A 17,576-nucleotide genomic window follows, 5' to 3' on the forward strand; every position below is an offset into this window, starting at 1 on the left:
TCTCGACATTCGGACACGATCCTGGAGTTGGGAAACGGACCATTCTTTCGCCATATGCGTTGACCAAAAGTAATTCTGTCCCGTCGGCCGCATGATTTCCCCCTAAGCGGTCGCAACAGCTTTGAAGGAGTACAGGGATGAAGAAGATTCTTGCCGTGGCGCTCGCCGCCCTGCCGGTTCTGGCGGGCGCCGGAGCGGCCTTTTCGGCCGATGCCATCTCCCGTCAGGAACCGATTCCGGATTTCAAGCAACAGGATAGCCGCGGTGGCGTCCGGATCGGCTATCTCGATTGCTCGATCGGTGGCGGCGTCGGCTATATGCTCGGTTCCGCCAAGGAGGCCGATTGCGTTTTCACGTCCGCAATCGGCAGCGAGCCGCTCGACCGCTATACCGGTGTCGTCCGTAAGATGGGCGTAGACGTCGGCTTTACGACCCGCAGCCGGCTGGTATGGGCCGTCTTCGCTCCCACTGCCGGCTATCATCATGGTTCGCTCGGCGGCCTTTATCAGGGCGCCAGTGCAGAAGCCACAGTGGGTGCAGGCGTTGGCGCCAATGTGCTGGTCGGCGGCACCTCCGGCTCCATCCATTTGCAGACAATCAGTGTGACCGGACAGCTTGGTCTGAACCTGGCTGCGACCGGCACCTCGGTGACCCTGACGCCGGAAAGCTGATCCATCGATCCATGCCCCGCCATTTTCCACCCGATATGGCGGGGCTTCTTTTTCAGCTCATCGTCCGCCGGCCTTGTCGTCCGGCAGCCCCCGCAAACCGACAATCCGTTTGTCCAGCTTGCCGATGAGGCGCCGGGCCGAAACTGGCCGCCAGACCAGCCTCTTCCCTCGCAAAAATCCACTTCGACCCTCGCAGCTTCACGGTTTTGTGTTCGCTGCCGAGCATCCGCTCCGGCTTTGCCGCGATCGGTAAAGATTGCATTTAACTTTTGCCGGTAAAACTCTGTTAGCAATTCCAGTCAGTGGTCCCGGCCGGGCGGCATGATACCGCCCGCCGCATGTATAGAGTATCGGTGCCATGCGTCTTTCTACCCTGTCCTCGATCGTGTTTGGGTGCCTTGTCGTTGCCGGGTGCAGATCGACGTCAGGTCCCGAGGAGGCATTGAACATCGCGCCTTCCCAGGACATTACGAGCGCTGTCAGCGCGGCTCCGGCTCCGCCTCCTGTCCCGGCCGTGCAGCCGGTAGGGCAGGTCAGCGCGCTGGTCGTGCCGCAGCAGCAGGTCGCCACCGCCCAGCCGCAAATTCCGCCTTCTCCAGTCCTGGCATGGGCCGGTACAGTGCCGGAACCGAGAGCCCTTCAGCCGGCGACGCTTTCCGCGGGTATGCCAGTTCCGGTCGAAAAACCGGTGGCGATGCTGGTTCCATCCGCTCCTCAGCTCGAGCAGGCCCCGCAGGGCCGGTCTCGGATCTACGGTCACCGCTTCCGGGATGCCAAACCGATCAACTTCGGCAAGGCCTCACCGAAGAAACACGCAGTGCATGGTGTCGACGTTTCCCGCTGGCAGGGTGATATCGATTGGGAAAAGCTGCGCACGCAGGGCGCCAATTTCGCCTACATCAAGGCCACGGACGGCGGAGATCATCTCGATCCGATGTTCCGGAAGAACTGGAAGCGCGCGAAGGACGCCGGACTGAAGCGCGGTGCCTACCACTTCTTCTATTGGTGCCGCACCGCGGGTGAGCAGGCTGAATGGTTCATCCGCAACGTGCCGCGCGATCCTGACGCCCTGCCGCCGGTGATTGACGTGGAGTACAATGCCGAATCGAGCTGCAAGCGACGTCTCTCATCGACCAAGGTGCGTGAGAAGATGCAGGTCTTTATGGACATGCTGGAACGTCACTATGGCAAGCGGCCGGTCATCTATACAGCGCCCGACTTTTACGACGACCATCTCGAGGGACATTTCCTGGAATATCCCTTCTGGCTGCGTTCGGTAGCCGCGCATCCTTCCAAGGTCTATCCCGGTCGCAAGTGGCTGTTCTGGCAGTATTCCGGTTCGGGCCTGTCACAGGGCGTCAGCGGCAAGATCGACCTCAACGCCTTCTATGGCAGCGAGGAGCAATGGCATAACTGGACGGCGCGTGGCGGGGCCTGACCCGGATCGCCTCCCGCTAGTACCGGTGGCAAGCCCCCGCGACACCGTTGCCATGCTATCGGGGGGGCGTCATGATAGGAGCGATGTGAAAAGGCTGCCTTCGTCGGCTTTTCAACCTCCTCATTCCGCTGATAGCTATCGTGTCATAGCCTTCAGGTTATTCGGATCAGCTCGCGCGGCAGGTTGTTCATGCATTCGGTGCCGGTTTCCGTCACCAGAAACTGATCCTCAATCATCAGCGCGCCGAAACCCTGTGCATAGAACGGCGTTTCAAGCGCGACGACCATGTTCTGTTCGATCAACTCGTCATTGCCGTTCGAAAAGAAAGGCCATTCCTCGATGCCGGCATTGCCGCCGACCGAATGGCCGAAATGTCCGCGATAATATTCCGTGAGGCCGTTCTTCCTGAACCGGGCGAGCATCGCGGCGTGAACGTCCCCGAAACGGCGGCCGGGACGGATCTGTTCGAGACCGGCGAGAAAGGCCTCATGCAGGATGGCATGAAGATCCGTGGCGAGGGCATCCGGTTGTCCGAGCACGAACGTCCGCGCGCCGTCGGAGGAATAACCCTCGACCAGTGTTCCGACATCCGCCTTTATGAGGAAGCCTGGTTTTACCGTGGCGCCGGCGTTCGTGAGGTCGGGACCCACTGAGATGTAGTCCCAATGTCCTGAGAGCCCGAAACCTCCGGTTGTGGCCTCGTCTTGTGCGCCCTCAAGCCATGCGGATGCCAGCAAACGCAAAGAGGTGCCAGGCCTCACCGCCGATGCCAGCGACCGCAGGCCGGCTTCGGCAGCGCGCGCGGCTCGGCGCAGGCGCCCGATTTCACGTGGATTTTTGATCACCCTCAACCTCAGCAGAATGTCCGAGGCGTCTTTCCATGTGACATGGGGGAGGGCCTTCTTCAGCCTTTCGAAGTCTGCGGCAGGGAGGAAGGAGAAATCGGCCCCCAGCACTGCCTTGTCCAGTCCGCGCTCGGTGAGAATGTCGGCGAGCAGACGGAAGCATGCTTCCTGATCGAAGGTCTCCGGTCGCGGACCGGTGTTTTCCATATGGCGATAGGCTGCGTCGATATCGGCGATGGTTTCCTGTCCGGTCAGGGCGACGCCGTCGATCCATATGCGGTGCGTGCGGATATCCACGGATTGGTACAGCCTCGCCATGCCGGCGGCGGCATGATCGCTGATGACGGCGGCCAGCGAGGCGGTGGTATCAGACGGAACGACAGCGATCGCGGAACCTGCCCGCCCCCACATCGTCGCCACGCCGGCATGAGCGCCTATCGCATAGCGGAAAGCCTCCGGCTGGAAAAAGACGAGGGCATCGATGCCGGCTGCTCCCATCAAACTTTCCGCGCGAACTCGGTCCAGGTCGCTCATGTCCTCAGCCTTTCAGTTTTCCGATGCTTCTTGTGTGGGATGCATTGTCGATGGCGTACTTGAACTTCGTGAGTGTCGCGATAGCTCTTCATCGGAGTGGAAAATAATTCTCTTCATGCGGTGGAATTGCCTGTGAGCATTTTCCTCCGCAACGACAAATCAGGCGAAGGATCCAATACCCCACAAGTCTGGTAGGATATAACACCAATCGAGATCAACGACCAAAAACACTGACGATACGAGGAGCACATCCATGAGCGGTTTTGCCAATAAAAACAGGCAGGGTTTCCTGTCCGAATGGCGCGCGACGACGGCTGCGGCCGCACTCGTCGCCCTTTCGTTCGCAACGCCGCTTGCGGCTGCGGACTTCGATGCCGATGCGACCGTCAACATCGGTTCTCTCTACGAGCCGCAGAACCTCGACAACACCGCGGGCGCGGGGCAGGGCATCAACGAAGCCTTCAACGGCAATGTCTACGAAGCTCTTTTCCGTCTGAGCGATGCAGGTGCTGTCGAGCCGGTTCTGGCTAAGGACTTCAAGGTCAGCGATGACGGTCTGACCTATACCTTCACCCTGCAGCCGGGTGTTACCTTCCATTCCGGCGAGCCTCTTACGGCAAAGGACGTCAAGTTCTCGATCGAGCGCGTCACGGCGGCCGAATCCAAGAGCTCGCGCAAGAACAGCCTCAAGACCATCAGCGCTGTCGAGACGCCCGACGACCAGACGGTCGTCGTGAAGCTCTCTGCCCGCTCGATCTCGCTGCCCTACAATCTGAGCTATGTCTGGGTGGTCAATGACGCCGCCAAGGACCTGCAGTCTTCTGAAGACGGCACGGGTCCCTACAAGCTCGAGGAATGGCGTCGCGGTTCCTCCATCTCGCTCCAGCGTTTCGATGGCTATTGGGGTACGAAGCCGAGCAATGGCGAAGTCGTCTACCAGTATTTCACCGAGGCGACCGCGCTCAACAATGCGCTGCTGACCGGTTCGGTCGATATCGTCACCTCCGTCCAGAGCCCGGATTCTCTTGCCCAGTTCAAGGACAATCCGGATTTCACGGTGGCCGAGGGCCAGTCCACCACCAAGCTGCTGCTCGCCTATAACGACCGGGTGAAGCCCTTCGACAACGTCAAGGTGCGCAAGGCTCTGGCCCGCGCCGTCGACAAGAAGAAGCTCCTCAACGCCATCTGGGGTGATTATGGCATGGTCATCGGCTCCTTCGTGCCGCCGACCGACCCTTGGTATGTCGACCTCACCAATGTCGACGCCTATGACGTGGGCAGCGCCAAGGCGCTGCTGGCGGAAGCCGGTTATCCTGATGGCTTCACCTTCACGCTCGACACGCCGAACTACGATCCGCATCCCATCGTCGCGCAGTTCCTGCAAACCGAACTTGCCAAGGTCGGCGTGAAGGTGAACATCAACGTCATCACGGCCAACGAATGGTACACCAAGGTCTACAAGGCTCACGATTTCCAGGCGACCTTGCAGGAGCATGTGAACCACCGCGATATCGTCTTCTACGGCAATCCGGACTTCTACTGGGGCTACAATAACCCGAAGGTCGTCGACCTGATCAAGGAAGCCGAAGCGAGCGTTACCACGGACGAGCAGACCGCGAAGCTCAAGGAAGCCAACACGGTGATCGCCGAGGATGCCGCCAGCAATTGGCTCTATCTCTATCCGCAGATCGTGGTTTCGAAGAAGACAGTAACCGGCTATCCGGTGAACGGCCTCAACTCGCAGTTTTTCGCTTACGGCATCCAGAAGGCCGCCGAATAGCAAACTGTTCAAGCCGCGGGCATCGCCCTGCAGTACGCTCGACAGCAAGGGCCGCCCGAACTATTTTCGGGCGGCATTTTGCGTCTGAAGCAATTCCAGCAAAAAGCGGGAACCGTTTTTGCGTCCGGAATTGCGTGAAAACAGAGAGAAGAGCATTGAAGGCGCAACCGTTTTTGCCGGAAATGCTCTAAGAAAGGTGGCGACCATTCTTGCCTATCTCATACGCCGTTCGGTGATCCTCGTCCTGTCGGTCCTGATCGCCGCGGCCGTTCTGTTCCTGCTGCTGCGCCTGCTTCCCGGTGATCCCGCGAATGCCCTGGTTTCCGTTGGTGCGGACCCTGAGCAGATCGAGGCTGCGCGCCGGCAGGTCGGTTCCGACCTGCCTGTTTCGGAACAGTTCGTCCGTTTCGTATCGAGCCTTGCGCGCTTCGATTTCGGCAACTCGTTCATCAGCGGCGCGCCCGTGCTGGCGGAGATCGGCAAGCGACTCACGGTCACCGTCCCGCTGACGCTGCTGGCCTTCGTTCTGGCGATCGTGATCGCCCTGCCGCTCGGCATCATTGCGGCGGTCAAGCAGGATCGCTGGTATGGCGTTCTGCTTTCGGTCGTTTCGCAGCTCGGCATCGCCGTGCCGGTGTTCTGGATCGGCATTCTTCTTGTCGCCGTTTTCGCGGTCAATCTGCGGCTCTTTCCCTCCGGCGGCTTTACGTCTCGCGGCTGGACGAATGCGCCGGCGGCGTTTCATGCGCTTGTGCTGCCGGTGATTACCATCGCCCTGGTGATGTCTTCGTCGCTGATCCGCTACGTGCGCTCCGCCACGCAGGATGTGCTGGGCAGCGACTATCTCAGGACGGCGCGGGCGCTCGGTTCCGGATTTTCGGAAGCACTGATCCGTCACGGTATCCGCAATGGCGCGGTGCCGGTGATTTCGATCCTCGGCATAGAACTCGCCTCGACCCTTCTCGGCGCGGTCGTGGTCGAGCGCGTCTTTTCGCTGCCGGGGCTTGGGTCGATGCTTCTGCTGGGCATCGAGCAGCGCGATTATCCGAATGTGCAGGGCGTGTTGTTCGTCTCCACGCTTCTCGTGCTCCTTGTCGGCTTCGCCGCCGATATCGCGCAGCGTCTGATCGACCCGCGGCTGCGTGCCAGAGCGACGGGGGCAAAGGCATGACGTTCGACAATCCGGAATTGCCGGTCTCTCTTCCTCACGAACGTTTCAGGGTTTCCGCGAACTTCATGCTCGGGAGCCTTGTCGTCGGGCTTCACGTCCTTCTCGGGCTCGTTAGCCTGTTCTGGACCCCCTACGATCCGACAGGCATGGTCGGCGGGCGCCTCGAAGCGCCATCGCTCCTCCATTGGGCGGGAACGGACCGGCTCGGCCGTGACCTGATGACCCAGATCATGATCGGTTCGCGCATCGCGCTGGTGGTCGGCGCGGGAGCGGTTACCATCGGCGCGCTGATCGGCGTAACGATCGGGGTGATTTCCGCCTTTGCGACGAGAACCCTTGATGATGTCTTCGCCGCCACCTTCGATATCCTGATCGCATTCCCGACCCTGCTGGTCGCCATGCTGATCGTGGCTTCAAGCGACGGCGCGAGCCTCTGGACGGCGATCCTTGCCATCGGGATCGCCAGTTCTGCGATCATCGCCCGGCTGACCCGCATCCTTGCCAAGCGCGTGCTGGCCATGGACTACATCACCGCTTCGCGCGTTTCGGGGACCTCGTGGCCGGCCGTCGTCTTCATTCATGTGCTGCCGAACATCTGGCCGACGCTGATCGTCAATCTGGCGCTGCAGTTCGGTCTTGCCGTCATCGCGGAAGCCTCGCTTTCCTATCTCGGGCTTGGCGCGCCGCCGCCGAATTCGTCCTGGGGACGTCTTCTGCAGGAAGCACAGGGGACAGTTTATACCGCGCCCTTCGGCGCGGTCGCTCCAGGCATTGCACTGGTCTCGCTGGTCATCGGCCTTAACCTGCTCGCGGACGGCCTGCGCGATTTCGGAGATCCAACCCGCAGGAGGCGCCGATGAGCGATATCCTCAAGGTCGAAAACCTGACGATCAGGGCAGGCGGGCGTGTGCTCGTCTCCGACGTGTCGTTCTCCGTTTCGGCCGGCGAACGCGTTGGCCTGATCGGAGAATCCGGTTCGGGAAAGTCGCTAACCGCGCTCGCCGCCATCGGTCTTCTCGCGGATGGCATGTCTGCTGAAGGTTCGGTTCGTCTCGGTGACAGAGAGGTCATCGGCGCGTCTGACCGCGAACTCGTTCCGCTTCGGGGGGATGTCGCCGCAACCGTGTTTCAGGAGCCGTTGACCGCGCTCGATCCGCTGATGAAGATCGGGCGGCAGGTGGCGGAAGTGGTGCGCCGCCGCCGTCGCCGGGATGGCTTGAGCCTCGACAGGTCGGCCGTCGATGGTGAAGTGATCGGCCTGCTGGAGCGCGTGCTTCTGCCGGATCCGGCGCGCATCGCAAATTCCTGGCCGCATGAGATTTCCGGCGGCCAGCGCCAGCGCGCGGCCATCGCCATGGCGCTTGCCTGCCGGCCCAGGCTCCTGATCGCGGATGAGCCGACCACCGCGCTCGACGTGACCACCCAGGCGGAAATCCTGAAACTGCTCGAAAGCCTCGTCCGGGAAAGCGGAATGGCGTTACTGTTCATCAGCCATGACCTACCGGTGGTGGCGATGGCCGCAGAGCGTGTCGTGGTGCTGCAGCAGGGTAGGCTCGTCGAGCAGGGACCGGTTGGAGAAGTGTTCCGCCGTCCGCAGCACGCTTACACGCAAGGTCTTCTCGCTGCCGCGCGCTCCTTCGATCAGGCCCTCAGGAGAGCGCTATGACCCTGCTCGAGATGAAGAACGTCACCTTCGGCTACGGGCGCGGACAGCGCGTGCTTGACGGTGTGAGCCTTAAGGTCGAGGCCGGCCGCAATCTCGGCATTGTCGGTGAATCCGGTTCCGGCAAGACGACCATGCTGCGCCTGCTGTTGGGGCTGGCGAGCCCTGTCGCAGGCGAGATCGCACTGAAGGGCGGGGCGGTCGATCTTGCAAACCGCGCGTACATGCGGGATTTCCGGCGCTCGATGCAGGCGGTGTTTCAGGATCCTTATTCCTCGCTCGATCCGCGTCAGTCGGTCTTCGATATCATCGCCGAGCCGATCCGGTCGCTGAAGACGGGTTTCGATCCGAAACAGGCGGTTGCCGAGGCGCTGGCTTCCGTCGGGCTGCCTGCCGACGCGGCATCCCGCTATCCGCACGAATTTTCCGGCGGACAGCGCCAGCGCATCGCGATCGCCCGCGCTATCGTTTCCCGGCCGGAAATCATCCTTGCGGACGAGGTGGTCAGCGCGCTCGATCTTTCCACTCGCGTGCGGATCGTCGAGCTCCTGAAAGAGTTGTCGAACACCGTGACGCTGGTGCTGGTATCTCACGACATCAGCCTCGTCGCGCTGCTCTGCGAGGAACTGGTCATTCTCGAGCGGGGTCGGATCGTGGAAAGCGGCCCGACCCGGGAGATCCTCGCAAACCCGAAGAACGCCTATACAAAGAAGCTGCTGGCCAGCACACCGCGCTTTCCGGAATACGGTTGAGATTTCATCCGTTCCGGTGTGATCGAAAACGGTGAGAGAGGCCCGGCGGGCCTCACTCGATGCCGTAAACGCCGAGCAGGCTCTTCATGCGTTTTGCCGCAAGCTCCGGCTTGTCGAGCACGTTCGCCCGGTCGGCCAGCCGGAAGATATCGGCATAGTGCAGGATGCCGCGTGCCGACTGCATGCCGGCCGGCAGGCTGAAATGCGATTGATGCCCGTTCAGCCACGCAAGGAAAACGACGCCTGCCTTGTAATATTGGGTCGGGCTTTCGAAGATCTTGCGGGAGAGGGGTACGGTCGGTTCGATCACCGCGCGGAAGGTTAAGGTATCGCCGGCTGCCAGAGCCGCAAGCGCCTTTGAGGCGGAGGGGGCGACGGCGTCGAAGATGCCGAGCAGCGCATGGCTGTAGCGCGTGCCGTCTCCCTCGATCAGTTCGGCATAGTTGAAATCGTCGCCGGTGAAGCAGAGCACGCCTTCCGGCAGGCGGCGGCGCAGTTCGATCTCCTTGGCGTTATCCAGCAGGGAGATCTTGATACCCTCGACCTTGTCCCTGTTCGCCTCGATGATATCGATCACGCAATCGAGTGCCGCCTCGAAGCTCTGCGAGCCCCAGTAGCCGGCTAGCTGCGGGTCGAACATCTCTCCCAGCCAGTGGAGAACGACCTTGTCCCTGGTCTGGGACAGGATGCGTCCGTAGACGTAAGCATAATCTTCCGGCGACTTGGCAACGCGTGCCAATGCACGACTCGCCATCATGATGGCGCGGCCGCTGTGTTTTTCGATGAAGCCGATCTGTTCCTCATAGGCGGCGATGACATCGTCGAGCGAGCGGGTGTCAGCGGGCGCGAGCTGATCGGTGCCCGCGCCGCAGGCGAGATCGGCGCCTTTCACCGACCGTGCCTCGGCGAGCGAGCGGCGGATGAGTTCCTGCGCGCCTGCCCAGTCGAGGCCCATGCCCCGCTGGGAGGTGTCCATCGCCTCGGCGATCTTGAAGCCGAGGCTCCATAGATGGTGGCGGAAAGCCATGGTGGTTTCCCAGTCGACTTGAGGCCGGTTCCAGGGATCTGCGTCACGAAACGGATCGGAGACGACATGAGCCGCCGCATAGGCAATGCGATTGAAAACCGGCGGCGAGGCGGGGCGGGCAATCGGCGTCCCAACCAGCTGATACTCGCGAACGGTTTCGCCTTCATCGGGCAGTTTCAGGCTCTCGGTCATCTTCATCCTCCTCTGAAGTTTTTGCTGAATAATTTGGAACGTTCCAAAATTCAAGAAATTTCTTTCGATCAATCAATGATGGTTAAGTGGCGTTGTGGCGGATGATTTGTGGAAAAATTAGAAAGATTTCTTCGTTTTTAGCGATCTAGCGACCTGGCGCAGAGATTCCATGGATTGGCGCTTGACATATTTAGAACGTTCCAATTATCTAGCGCCAAGAACGGACGAAAGTCCCGGAAGGAGAACGGATGAGCAAGGGACGGGTCACCGTCGTCGATATCGCGAAGGCGGCCGGTGTGTCGAAGTCGACGGTATCGCTCGTCCTGCAGGGTTCTCCTCTCGTAGGGGAGGCGACCCGGGCAAAGGTCAACTCCGCAATGCGGGATCTCGGTTATGTCTACAATCGCGGTGCGGCCAACCTGCGCCAGTCGAATGCCAAGTCGAAGATCGTCGGCGTTGTCGTCAACGATCTGACCAACAGCTTCTTTGCCGAGCTTGCGGTCGGCGTCGACATGGTCGTGCAATCGGCCGGCTTCGTGCAGTTTCTCGCCAATACCGGAGAGAGCATCGACCGGCAGAGCGAGGTGATCGCCTCGATGCGCGAGCATGGGGTATCGGGCCTGATCGTCTCGCCTGCGCGTGGAACGGCAGCGAAGGATCTGAAGCCGCTGGTGTCCGCCGGCATTCCGGTTGTGCTTGTGGTGCGCAATGTGCCGGGCGCCAAGGTGTCGTCTCTCGTGTCCGACAACCGGGCGGGAACGGAGGCTGCGGTCGAGCATCTGGTTTCGCTTGGCCATCGTCGCATCGCCTTTATCGGCGGCTTTGCCGATACCGTGGTCTTTGCCGAGCGCCTGGAAGGCTATCGCGCGGCCATGGCTGCTGCGGGACTGGAATTCAGCGAGGATCTGGTCGTGCCGTCCGCGCCGTCGCGGGCCGGTGGCGTGGAGGCGATCGGCCGGGCGATGCTGCTGGCGGAAAAGCCAACGGGTGCAGTCTGTTTCAATGATGCAGCTGCTTTTGGCGTCTGCGATGGTCTTCGGGCGCGGGGGTTGGAGCCCGGCCGCGACTTCGCCGTCGTCGGTTTCGACGATGTGATCGAGGCGCAGACGGCAGTGCCGGCGCTGACGACGATTGCGGTCGATCCGCAGGGCATGGGCCGGCGCGCTGCCCAGCTTCTGCTGAAGCAGATCAATGCAGACAAGGCGGATGCGGAAGCAATCACGGGCGCTGTGCGCCTCGTGGTCAGGGAGAGCTGCGGCGCCGGACAGGGAATATTCGGGAGGAAGACGGCATGACAGTGCGATGGGGATTGATCGGCGCAAGCACGATCGCCCGTGAGTGGGTGATCGATGCGATCCGCGCGGCCGGAGGCGACGTCGTCTCGGTGATGAGCACGAATGCCGAGCGCGGTCGCGCCTATGCGGCGGAAAACGGTATTCCCAAGGCCGTTACCAGTGTCGATGAACTTCTGGGCGATGCCTCGGTCGATGCCGTCTACATTTCCACCACCAACGAGCTTCATGCGCCACAGGCGATCGCTGCCGCCAAGGCCGGCAAACATGTCCTCTGCGAAAAGCCGCTCGCTCTTTCGCTGGAGGATGCGCATGCCATGGCAAAGGCCGCGACCGATGCCGGCGTGATCCTCGCGACCAATCATCATCTGCGCAATGCCGCCAGTCACAGGGCCATGTATCAGGCGATTGCCGATGGCCAGATCGGCAAGCCGCTTTCCGCGCGCGTTTTCCATGCTGTTTATCTGCCGCCGCATTTGCAGGGCTGGCGACTGGACAAACCGCAGGCCGGCGGCGGTGTGATCCTCGATATCACCGTGCACGATGCCGATACGCTTCGTTTCGTGCTCGGCGAAAATCCGGTCGAGGTGATCGCCTTTGCGCAGACTGGCGGCATGGGCAAGGCGGGTCTGGAAGACGCCGTGATGGGCGTCATGCGCTTCGAGTCCGGACTGATCGCCCAATTCCATGACGGCTTTACCACGAAGTTCGCGGAAACCGGTTTCGAGGTGCATGGCACCGAGGGCTCACTGATCGCTCGCAATGTGATGACCCAGAAGCCGGTGGGTACCGTCGTTCTGCGCGACGCGTCCGGAGAGCACGAGCTGCCTCTCGATCAGCACAATCTCTATGAGACGGCGCTCAAGGCTTTCCATGCCGCTGTCGTCGGTGAAGGCAAGCCGTCGGCAACGGCCGAGGATGGCATCTGGTCGCTGGCTACGGGGCTTGCGGTCGTCGAGGCAGCGAAGGCTGGCCACGCAGTCAAGGTCGAAACGGGATTTTGAGTTCACGTCCATGAGCAAGCATATTACTCCGGCAGAAGCCGCTGCTCTGATCCCCGATGGCGCCATCGTCACCGTTTCCTCGTCGAGCGGTCTCGGTTGCCCTGATCTCATGCTGAAAGCCATCGGCGAGCGCTTCGAGGCGACCGGCCATCCACGCGAGATTACCACACTGCATCCGATTGCGGCCGGCGACATGAGCGGCATCAAGGGTGTCGACCATATCGCCCGCAAGGGCCTGCTCGCGCGTATCATCGGCGGGTCCTACCCTTCCGGACCTTCGACGGCAGAGCCACCGCTGATCTGGCAGATGATTACCAACAACGAAATTCCGGCCTACAACATTCCCTCGGGCATCCTGTTCGACATGCATCGCGAAGCCGCTGCGAAACGGCCGGGCGTCCTGACCAAGGTGGGCCTCGAAACCTTCGTCGATCCCGCGCGTCAGGGCTGCGCCATGAACGAGGCCGCAAGCCGCGAACCGGTGGTAAAAAAGCTGCCGTTCGAAGGCGAGGAATGGCTTTATTTCCCGGCCATCGTGCCGAAGGTCGCAATCATCAGGGCAACGACCGCCGACGAGCGCGGCAATCTCACCTATGAACACGAGGGCGCCTATCTCGGTGGTCTCGATCAGGCGCTCGCCGCCCGCAACAACGGCGGCATCGTCATCGCGCAGGTCAAGCGGATCACCAAGGAAGGCTCTCTGAAGCCCCATGATGTCCGGGTGCCGGGGATGCTGGTCGATTATGTCGTGGTCGATCCCGACCAGAAGCAGACGACCCAGACGCTTTACGATCCTGCGATCTCGGGCGAAATCTTCCGCCCGCTGGACAGCTTCCGTGTACCGGAATTCAATATCCAGAAGGTGATTGCCCGCCGGGTCGCGCAGGAGCTTGAGGCCGGCAGTGTGGTCAATCTCGGCTTCGGTATCTCGGCAAACGTGCCGCGTGTCCTGCTGGAAGAAGGCCTGCACGGCGCGGTGACCTGGGCCATTGAACAGGGCGCTGTCGGCGGCGTTCCGCTTCTCGACTTCGCCTTCGGCTGCGCCTCGAATGCCGATGCCTTCATGCCCTCTCCCTATCAGTTCACCTATTTTCAGGGGGCGGGCTTCGATGCCTCGCTGCTTTCTTTCCTGGAAATCGGTCGCGACGGTTCGGTCAATGTGTCGAAGCTCGCTTTCCGGCCGCATGTGACGGCAGGGGCCGGCGGTTTCGTCGATATCACGGCACGGGCGCGGAAGATCGTCTTCTCCGGCATGTTCAACGCCGGCGCCAGGCTTGGCATGGAAAGCGGCCGGCTGGTCATCGAGAAGGAAGGCAAGCTCCGCAAGCTCGTCAATGAGGTGGAGCATGTGACCTTCTCCGGCAAGCGAGCCATCGAGCAGGGGCAGGACATCACCTATGTCACCGAGCGTTGCGTGATGGAGCTGACGCCCGCCGGTATCGTCGTGACGGAGATTGCTCCGGGCGTCGATCTTCAGGCCCACATTCTCGACCAGTCGGAATTCCCGCTGATCGTCGCGGATGATCTGAAAGTGATGGACGCCGCTCTCTTCGCGGAAGCGCCGATCGGCCTCTCACTGCCAACAAAGCCGCAGCGGGTTTTGGAGGGTGTCTTCCATGGCTGAGGTTCGCATCGACGTTGAAGGTGCGGTGGCGATCCTCACCGTTTCCCGCCCCGAGAAGCTAAATGCGCTCGATATCGACATGCTGAAGGCACTTGCTGCGGCCTGCGACACGGTAGAAGCTGACGGTTGTGTCCGGGTGGCTATCCTGACCGGCGATGGCAAGGCCTTTTCCGCAGGCGGAGATATCAAGGCGTGGAGTGGCATGACGGCCAATGAATTCGGTCATGCATGGGTGCGCTTCGGCCATCGCGTTTTCGAGCGTCTGGCAACGCTTCGGGTGCCGCTGATCGCCGCGATCAACGGACATGCGCTGGGTGGCGGGCTCGAACTCGCCGGCGTTGCGGATATCAGGATTGCCGAGCGGCAAGTGAAGATCGGTTTGCCTGAAACGAGCCTCGCCATGGTGCCGGGATGGTCGGGAACGCAGCGGTTGGTGCATCGGTTTGGCGCTCAGGTCGTCAGGCGAATGGTGCTGGGCGGCGAGATGTTCAGCGCGGAAGAAGCGCAGTCGCTCGGTATCATAGATGCCGTGGTGGACACCGGAACGGTCCTCGATGCCGCGAGGAGCTATGCCGAACGCGTTGCGCGGCGCGGGCCGGCGGCGCTTGAGGTGGCGAAGCTGATGATCGCTGTCGCCAATGGAGAAGACGACGGTTCTGCCGTGGAGGCGCTTGGCTCGATCCTCGTTGCCAAGACTGCAGATCTGAAAGAGGGCGTCGCCGCATTTGGCGAAAAGCGCCCCGCTGTATTCAAGGGAGAGTGGTGATGACAATTCTGGTGAGCCCGAAGGCGCTTCCCGACCTCAAGGTCCGTGATTTCAGGATGCTGGTCGATGGCGCGTGGGTGTCTTCCGCCGATGGCGGCACAATCGAACGCACCGCACCGAGCCATGGCGTGGTCGTCAGCCGTTTTCAGGCCGGCACCAAGGCCGATGCGGAAAAGGCGATTGCCGCCGCCCGTCGTGCCTTCGACAAGGGACCCTGGCCGCGCATGACGGCATCCGAGCGTTCCGCCATCCTGCTGAAAGCCGCTGATCTGATTGCTGCTCGGCTGGAGGAAATCGCCTATCTCGATGCCATCGAGGCCGGCAAGCCGATTACGCAGGTGCGTGGTGAAATCGCCGGTGCCGTCGATATCTGGCGCTATGCCGCAGCGCTTGCGCGCGATCTGCATGGCGAAAGCTACAACACGCTTGGCGACGGGACGCTTGGCGTCGTACTGCGGGAAGCCATCGGTGTCGTCTCGATCATCACGCCGTGGAATTTCCCCTTCCTGATCGTCGGTCAGAAGCTCCCCTTCGCACTGGCTGCCGGCTGCACGACGGTGGTCAAACCGTCGGAACTGACCTCGGGTTCGACGCTGGTGCTGGGCGAAATTCTGGCTGAAGCAGGCGTCCCGGCTGGCGTGGTCAACATTGTCACGGGAACCGGCCCCGAGGTCGGCGCGGTCATGACGACCCATGCCGAGGTCGACATGGTGTCGTTTACCGGTTCTACCGGTGTCGGCAAGCTGACCATGGCCAATGCCGCCCAGACCCTGAAGAAAGTATCGCTGGAACTCGGCGGCAAGAACCCGCAAATCGTCTTCCCGGATGCCGATCTCGACGCCTTTATCGACGCCGCGGTGTTCGGCGCCTATTTCAACGCCGGCGAATGCTGCAATGCCGGTTCCCGCCTCATTCTGCATAAGAGCATAGCGAGCGATGCGATTGAGCGTATCGCCGAACTGGCGAAAAAAGTGCGTGTCGGCGATCCGCTCGACCCGACGACCCAGGTCGGCGCGATCATCACGCCGCAGCACATGGAAAAGATTGCCGGCTATGTTTCGGGGGCGAAAAGCGGTGGCGCGAAGGTCGCTTATGGCGGAGAAGCGCTTGAGTTCGGCGTCGGCCAGTTCATGGCACCGACCATCCTCTCCGAGGTAACACCGGCCATGGCCGTCGCCCGCGAGGAGGTTTTCGGGCCGGTTCTTTCCGTCCTGACATTCGAAACCGTCGAAGAGGCGATCGAGATTGCCAATGCGGTCGACTATGGCCTGTCAGCCGGCGTCTGGAGCCAGGATTTCGATACCTGCCTGACGATCGGGCGGAAGGTTCGAGCCGGCACGATCTGGATGAACACCTTCATGGACGGAGCGTCCGAGCTTCCCTTCGGCGGCTACAAGCAGTCCGGACTCGGTCGCGAACTCGGCCGTCATGCGGTGGAGGATTATACCGAAAGCAAGACGCTCAACATGCATATCGGTGCCCGTACCGGTTGGTGGATGCCGCGCTGAGGTCGTCATGATGAAGCCCTGGACCCAACATCGAAGAATGCGACGGGATGCCGGCAGTTCAGTCTGCGATGGTTTCGAAGCTTGGCTGCGGCGGCTGCAGGATCTGCAGCGTGTCGGCCGCCTCGCCTCTGATGCGTCGCAGCAGCAGCTTGCCGAGCTCCTCGCCGGCAGCGGTCAGGTCTTCGTAGATGGTTTCGATGCCGGGTTGGATGTCGCTGAGCAGGCGCGAGGTCTGCTTCGCCACCATGTCGAACTCCCGGCCAAGGGTCAAACCGGCCTCGCCAAGCCCGGCAAGGGCCGCAAGAGCAGAGACTTCGCCGGGACAGATCAGTCCGTCTGGCGGATCGCTGAGTGCCGCTCGTTCGCGGAAGTGGTTGCGGATTGCGCCGGCCGGAGAATCGAGGTCGAGATCCTCGGGGATCTCGAAGGATGCGCCGGCCTCGCGAATAGCGGTCATGAAGCCGTGGCGCATATGCTGGCTGAAGGTCAGGTTGCGCGGCGGCAGGATGATGGTAAGGCGCGACCTTCCCTTGGCCAGAAGCCGTCGGGCGGCTTCGTAGGCAAAGGCGAAACTATCGAAATCAACATAGGGATGGGGTGTCGAGAATTCGCTGCGCCCATGGGTGACGAAGGGGAAGTCCTTTTCGATCAGCAACCGGACGCGAGGGTCGAGCGGTTCGGTGCGGGTGAAGATCAGCCCATCCGCCAGATTGTTGCGAATGATGTAGTCGACGGCTTCCGCATTCGAGGACTTCACGAAGCTCGGCATGACGATCAGATGATAGGGCGTGCCGGCGAGCGCCTGCGTCAGACCAAGCATCAGCGAAGTGCCGAAGCCGAGGATTTCCTCATGCGGGTCGAGCAGGACGCCTACGACATTCGTCCGGCCGGTCTTCAGCCTCTGGGCTGCACGGTCGGGCATATAGCCGACATCCGCAGCAGCCTGATGGATGCGGCGGCGCGTATCGATGTTTATCAGAGGATCATCGGCAAGCGCTCGGGAGACGGTGGTTACGGCAAGTCCGGTCAGCTCTGCAATGGTTCGCAGCGTCGGCTTTGCGGATTTGCGTCTTCGTCCTTCCTGGCTCGTCGGAGTATCGGTTTTCGGCACGATCTTGGCACTGGTATCTCTGTGTTCGGAGGTCGGAGCCTACTCCGGACGGCCGTTGTGTTCAATCGGAAAGTGAAACGTTACAAATTTCCGATCGCGGGATGTCGCGTGCAGCATGTTGATCCTGATGTCCTTTATTTTGTTGCGCTGCACAAATAAATATCGGGAGTGATGGAGTTGCTGAAAGGGCTATTGACT

15 protein-coding genes are annotated in these 17,576 nt (G+C 61.4%); 12 read left to right on the forward strand and 3 right to left on the reverse strand.

Features of this window, described 5'->3' with window-relative positions; genetic code table 11:
• The first annotated feature begins 137 nt into the window (after positions 1–137).
• Complete coding sequence (locus tag ACLBKR_RS22755; RefSeq protein ID WP_414902275.1) at positions 138–671, forward strand: DUF992 domain-containing protein; 534 nt, start codon at positions 138–140, stop codon at positions 669–671.
• A 358-nt stretch (positions 672–1,029) separates the two neighbouring features.
• The gene (locus ACLBKR_RS22760) at positions 1,030–2,109 is read left to right on the forward strand and encodes a GH25 family lysozyme (protein WP_112827874.1); all 1,080 of its coding nucleotides are present in this window, start codon (positions 1,030–1,032) and stop codon (positions 2,107–2,109) included.
• Positions 2,110–2,261: 152 nt separating this feature from the next.
• Here the strand turns inward: ACLBKR_RS22760 and ACLBKR_RS22765 are convergent, their stop codons facing one another.
• A complete protein-coding gene (locus ACLBKR_RS22765; protein ID WP_112827873.1) occupies positions 2,262–3,488 on the reverse strand; it encodes a M24 family metallopeptidase in 1,227 nt (408 codons plus the stop codon).
• A 253-nt stretch (positions 3,489–3,741) separates the two neighbouring features.
• Between ACLBKR_RS22765 and ACLBKR_RS22770 the strand changes: the two genes are divergently transcribed.
• The 5 genes from ACLBKR_RS22770 (at position 3,742) to ACLBKR_RS22790 (ending at position 8,854) form a co-directional block, all read left to right on the forward strand.
• Positions 3,742–5,268, forward strand: coding sequence for an ABC transporter substrate-binding protein (locus tag ACLBKR_RS22770; RefSeq protein WP_113467575.1), 1,527 nt, complete (start codon positions 3,742–3,744; stop codon positions 5,266–5,268).
• Positions 5,269–5,473: 205 nt separating this feature from the next.
• Positions 5,474–6,439: an ABC transporter permease gene (locus ACLBKR_RS22775; RefSeq protein ID WP_113338012.1), complete on the forward strand. Its 966-nt coding sequence runs from the start codon at positions 5,474–5,476 to the stop codon at positions 6,437–6,439.
• Positions 6,440–6,504: 65 nt separating this feature from the next.
• Entirely contained in the window at positions 6,505–7,299 is a 795-nt protein-coding gene (locus ACLBKR_RS22780) for an ABC transporter permease (protein WP_414902302.1), read from the forward strand.
• Positions 7,296–8,105 (forward strand): ABC transporter ATP-binding protein, encoded by an 810-nt coding sequence (locus ACLBKR_RS22785; RefSeq protein WP_113337982.1) that lies wholly within the window; start codon positions 7,296–7,298, stop codon positions 8,103–8,105. Before ACLBKR_RS22780 ends, ACLBKR_RS22785 begins: the two co-directional genes overlap by 4 nt.
• Positions 8,102–8,854, forward strand: coding sequence for an ABC transporter ATP-binding protein (locus ACLBKR_RS22790; protein WP_113337983.1), 753 nt, complete (start codon positions 8,102–8,104; stop codon positions 8,852–8,854). Before ACLBKR_RS22785 ends, ACLBKR_RS22790 begins: the two co-directional genes overlap by 4 nt.
• Positions 8,855–8,906: 52 nt before the next feature.
• Here the strand turns inward: ACLBKR_RS22790 and ACLBKR_RS22795 are convergent, their stop codons facing one another.
• Positions 8,907–10,073 (reverse strand): dihydrodipicolinate synthase family protein, encoded by a 1,167-nt coding sequence (locus tag ACLBKR_RS22795; protein WP_162748221.1) that lies wholly within the window; start codon positions 10,071–10,073, stop codon positions 8,907–8,909.
• Positions 10,074–10,321: 248 nt separating this feature from the next.
• Here ACLBKR_RS22795 and ACLBKR_RS22800 point away from each other — a divergent pair, with 248 nt between their 5' ends.
• The 5 genes from ACLBKR_RS22800 to ACLBKR_RS22820 are packed head-to-tail and all read left to right on the forward strand — an operon-like array spanning position 10,322 to position 16,267.
• Positions 10,322–11,368 (forward strand): LacI family DNA-binding transcriptional regulator, encoded by a 1,047-nt coding sequence (locus ACLBKR_RS22800; RefSeq protein WP_113337985.1) that lies wholly within the window; start codon positions 10,322–10,324, stop codon positions 11,366–11,368.
• A complete protein-coding gene (locus tag ACLBKR_RS22805) occupies positions 11,365–12,369 on the forward strand; it encodes a Gfo/Idh/MocA family protein (protein WP_113448168.1) in 1,005 nt (334 codons plus the stop codon). Before ACLBKR_RS22800 ends, ACLBKR_RS22805 begins: the two co-directional genes overlap by 4 nt.
• Positions 12,370–12,379: 10 nt before the next feature.
• The gene (locus tag ACLBKR_RS22810) at positions 12,380–13,993 is read left to right on the forward strand and encodes an acyl CoA:acetate/3-ketoacid CoA transferase (RefSeq protein ID WP_113448169.1); all 1,614 of its coding nucleotides are present in this window, start codon (positions 12,380–12,382) and stop codon (positions 13,991–13,993) included.
• Entirely contained in the window at positions 13,986–14,759 is a 774-nt protein-coding gene (locus ACLBKR_RS22815; protein WP_113448170.1) for an enoyl-CoA hydratase/isomerase family protein, read from the forward strand. Before ACLBKR_RS22810 ends, ACLBKR_RS22815 begins: the two co-directional genes overlap by 8 nt.
• Positions 14,759–16,267 carry an aldehyde dehydrogenase family protein gene (locus ACLBKR_RS22820; protein WP_113448171.1) on the forward strand — a complete coding sequence of 503 codons (1,509 nt, stop codon included), beginning with the start codon at positions 14,759–14,761 and terminating at the stop codon, positions 16,265–16,267. The genes ACLBKR_RS22815 and ACLBKR_RS22820 overlap by 1 nt, the downstream gene beginning before the upstream one ends.
• Positions 16,268–16,325: 58 nt before the next feature.
• On the opposite strand, the gene ACLBKR_RS22825 is transcribed toward ACLBKR_RS22820, so the two are convergent.
• Complete coding sequence (locus ACLBKR_RS22825; RefSeq protein ID WP_112827862.1) at positions 16,326–17,378, reverse strand: LacI family transcriptional regulator; 1,053 nt, start codon at positions 17,376–17,378, stop codon at positions 16,326–16,328.
• Between the last annotated feature and the right edge of the window lie 198 nt (positions 17,379–17,576).

The sequence above is a fragment of the Paenirhizobium cremeum genome (assembly GCF_047553425.1).
In the GTDB taxonomy this organism is placed as follows: Bacteria; Pseudomonadota; Alphaproteobacteria; order Rhizobiales; family Rhizobiaceae; genus Allorhizobium; species Allorhizobium cremeum.

Excerpts from the sequence above, each read along its gene's own strand:
- ACLBKR_RS22755 (WP_414902275.1), top strand. The coding sequence starts at position 138 with ATGAAGAAGATTCTTGCCGTGGCGCTCGCCGCCCTGCCGGTTCTGGCG.
- ACLBKR_RS22760 (WP_112827874.1), top strand. The coding sequence starts at position 1,030 with ATGCGTCTTTCTACCCTGTCCTCGATCGTGTTTGGGTGCCTTGTCGTT.
- ACLBKR_RS22765 (WP_112827873.1), bottom strand. The coding sequence starts at position 3,488 with ATGAGCGACCTGGACCGAGTTCGCGCGGAAAGTTTGATGGGAGCAGCC.
- ACLBKR_RS22770 (WP_113467575.1), top strand. The coding sequence starts at position 3,742 with ATGAGCGGTTTTGCCAATAAAAACAGGCAGGGTTTCCTGTCCGAATGG.
- ACLBKR_RS22780 (WP_414902302.1), top strand. The coding sequence starts at position 6,505 with ATGCTCGGGAGCCTTGTCGTCGGGCTTCACGTCCTTCTCGGGCTCGTT.
- ACLBKR_RS22785 (WP_113337982.1), top strand. The coding sequence starts at position 7,296 with ATGAGCGATATCCTCAAGGTCGAAAACCTGACGATCAGGGCAGGCGGG.
- ACLBKR_RS22790 (WP_113337983.1), top strand. The coding sequence starts at position 8,102 with ATGACCCTGCTCGAGATGAAGAACGTCACCTTCGGCTACGGGCGCGGA.
- ACLBKR_RS22795 (WP_162748221.1), bottom strand. The coding sequence starts at position 10,073 with ATGACCGAGAGCCTGAAACTGCCCGATGAAGGCGAAACCGTTCGCGAG.
- ACLBKR_RS22800 (WP_113337985.1), top strand. The coding sequence starts at position 10,322 with ATGAGCAAGGGACGGGTCACCGTCGTCGATATCGCGAAGGCGGCCGGT.
- ACLBKR_RS22805 (WP_113448168.1), top strand. The coding sequence starts at position 11,365 with ATGACAGTGCGATGGGGATTGATCGGCGCAAGCACGATCGCCCGTGAG.
- ACLBKR_RS22810 (WP_113448169.1), top strand. The coding sequence starts at position 12,380 with ATGAGCAAGCATATTACTCCGGCAGAAGCCGCTGCTCTGATCCCCGAT.
- ACLBKR_RS22815 (WP_113448170.1), top strand. The coding sequence starts at position 13,986 with ATGGCTGAGGTTCGCATCGACGTTGAAGGTGCGGTGGCGATCCTCACC.
- ACLBKR_RS22820 (WP_113448171.1), top strand. The coding sequence starts at position 14,759 with ATGACAATTCTGGTGAGCCCGAAGGCGCTTCCCGACCTCAAGGTCCGT.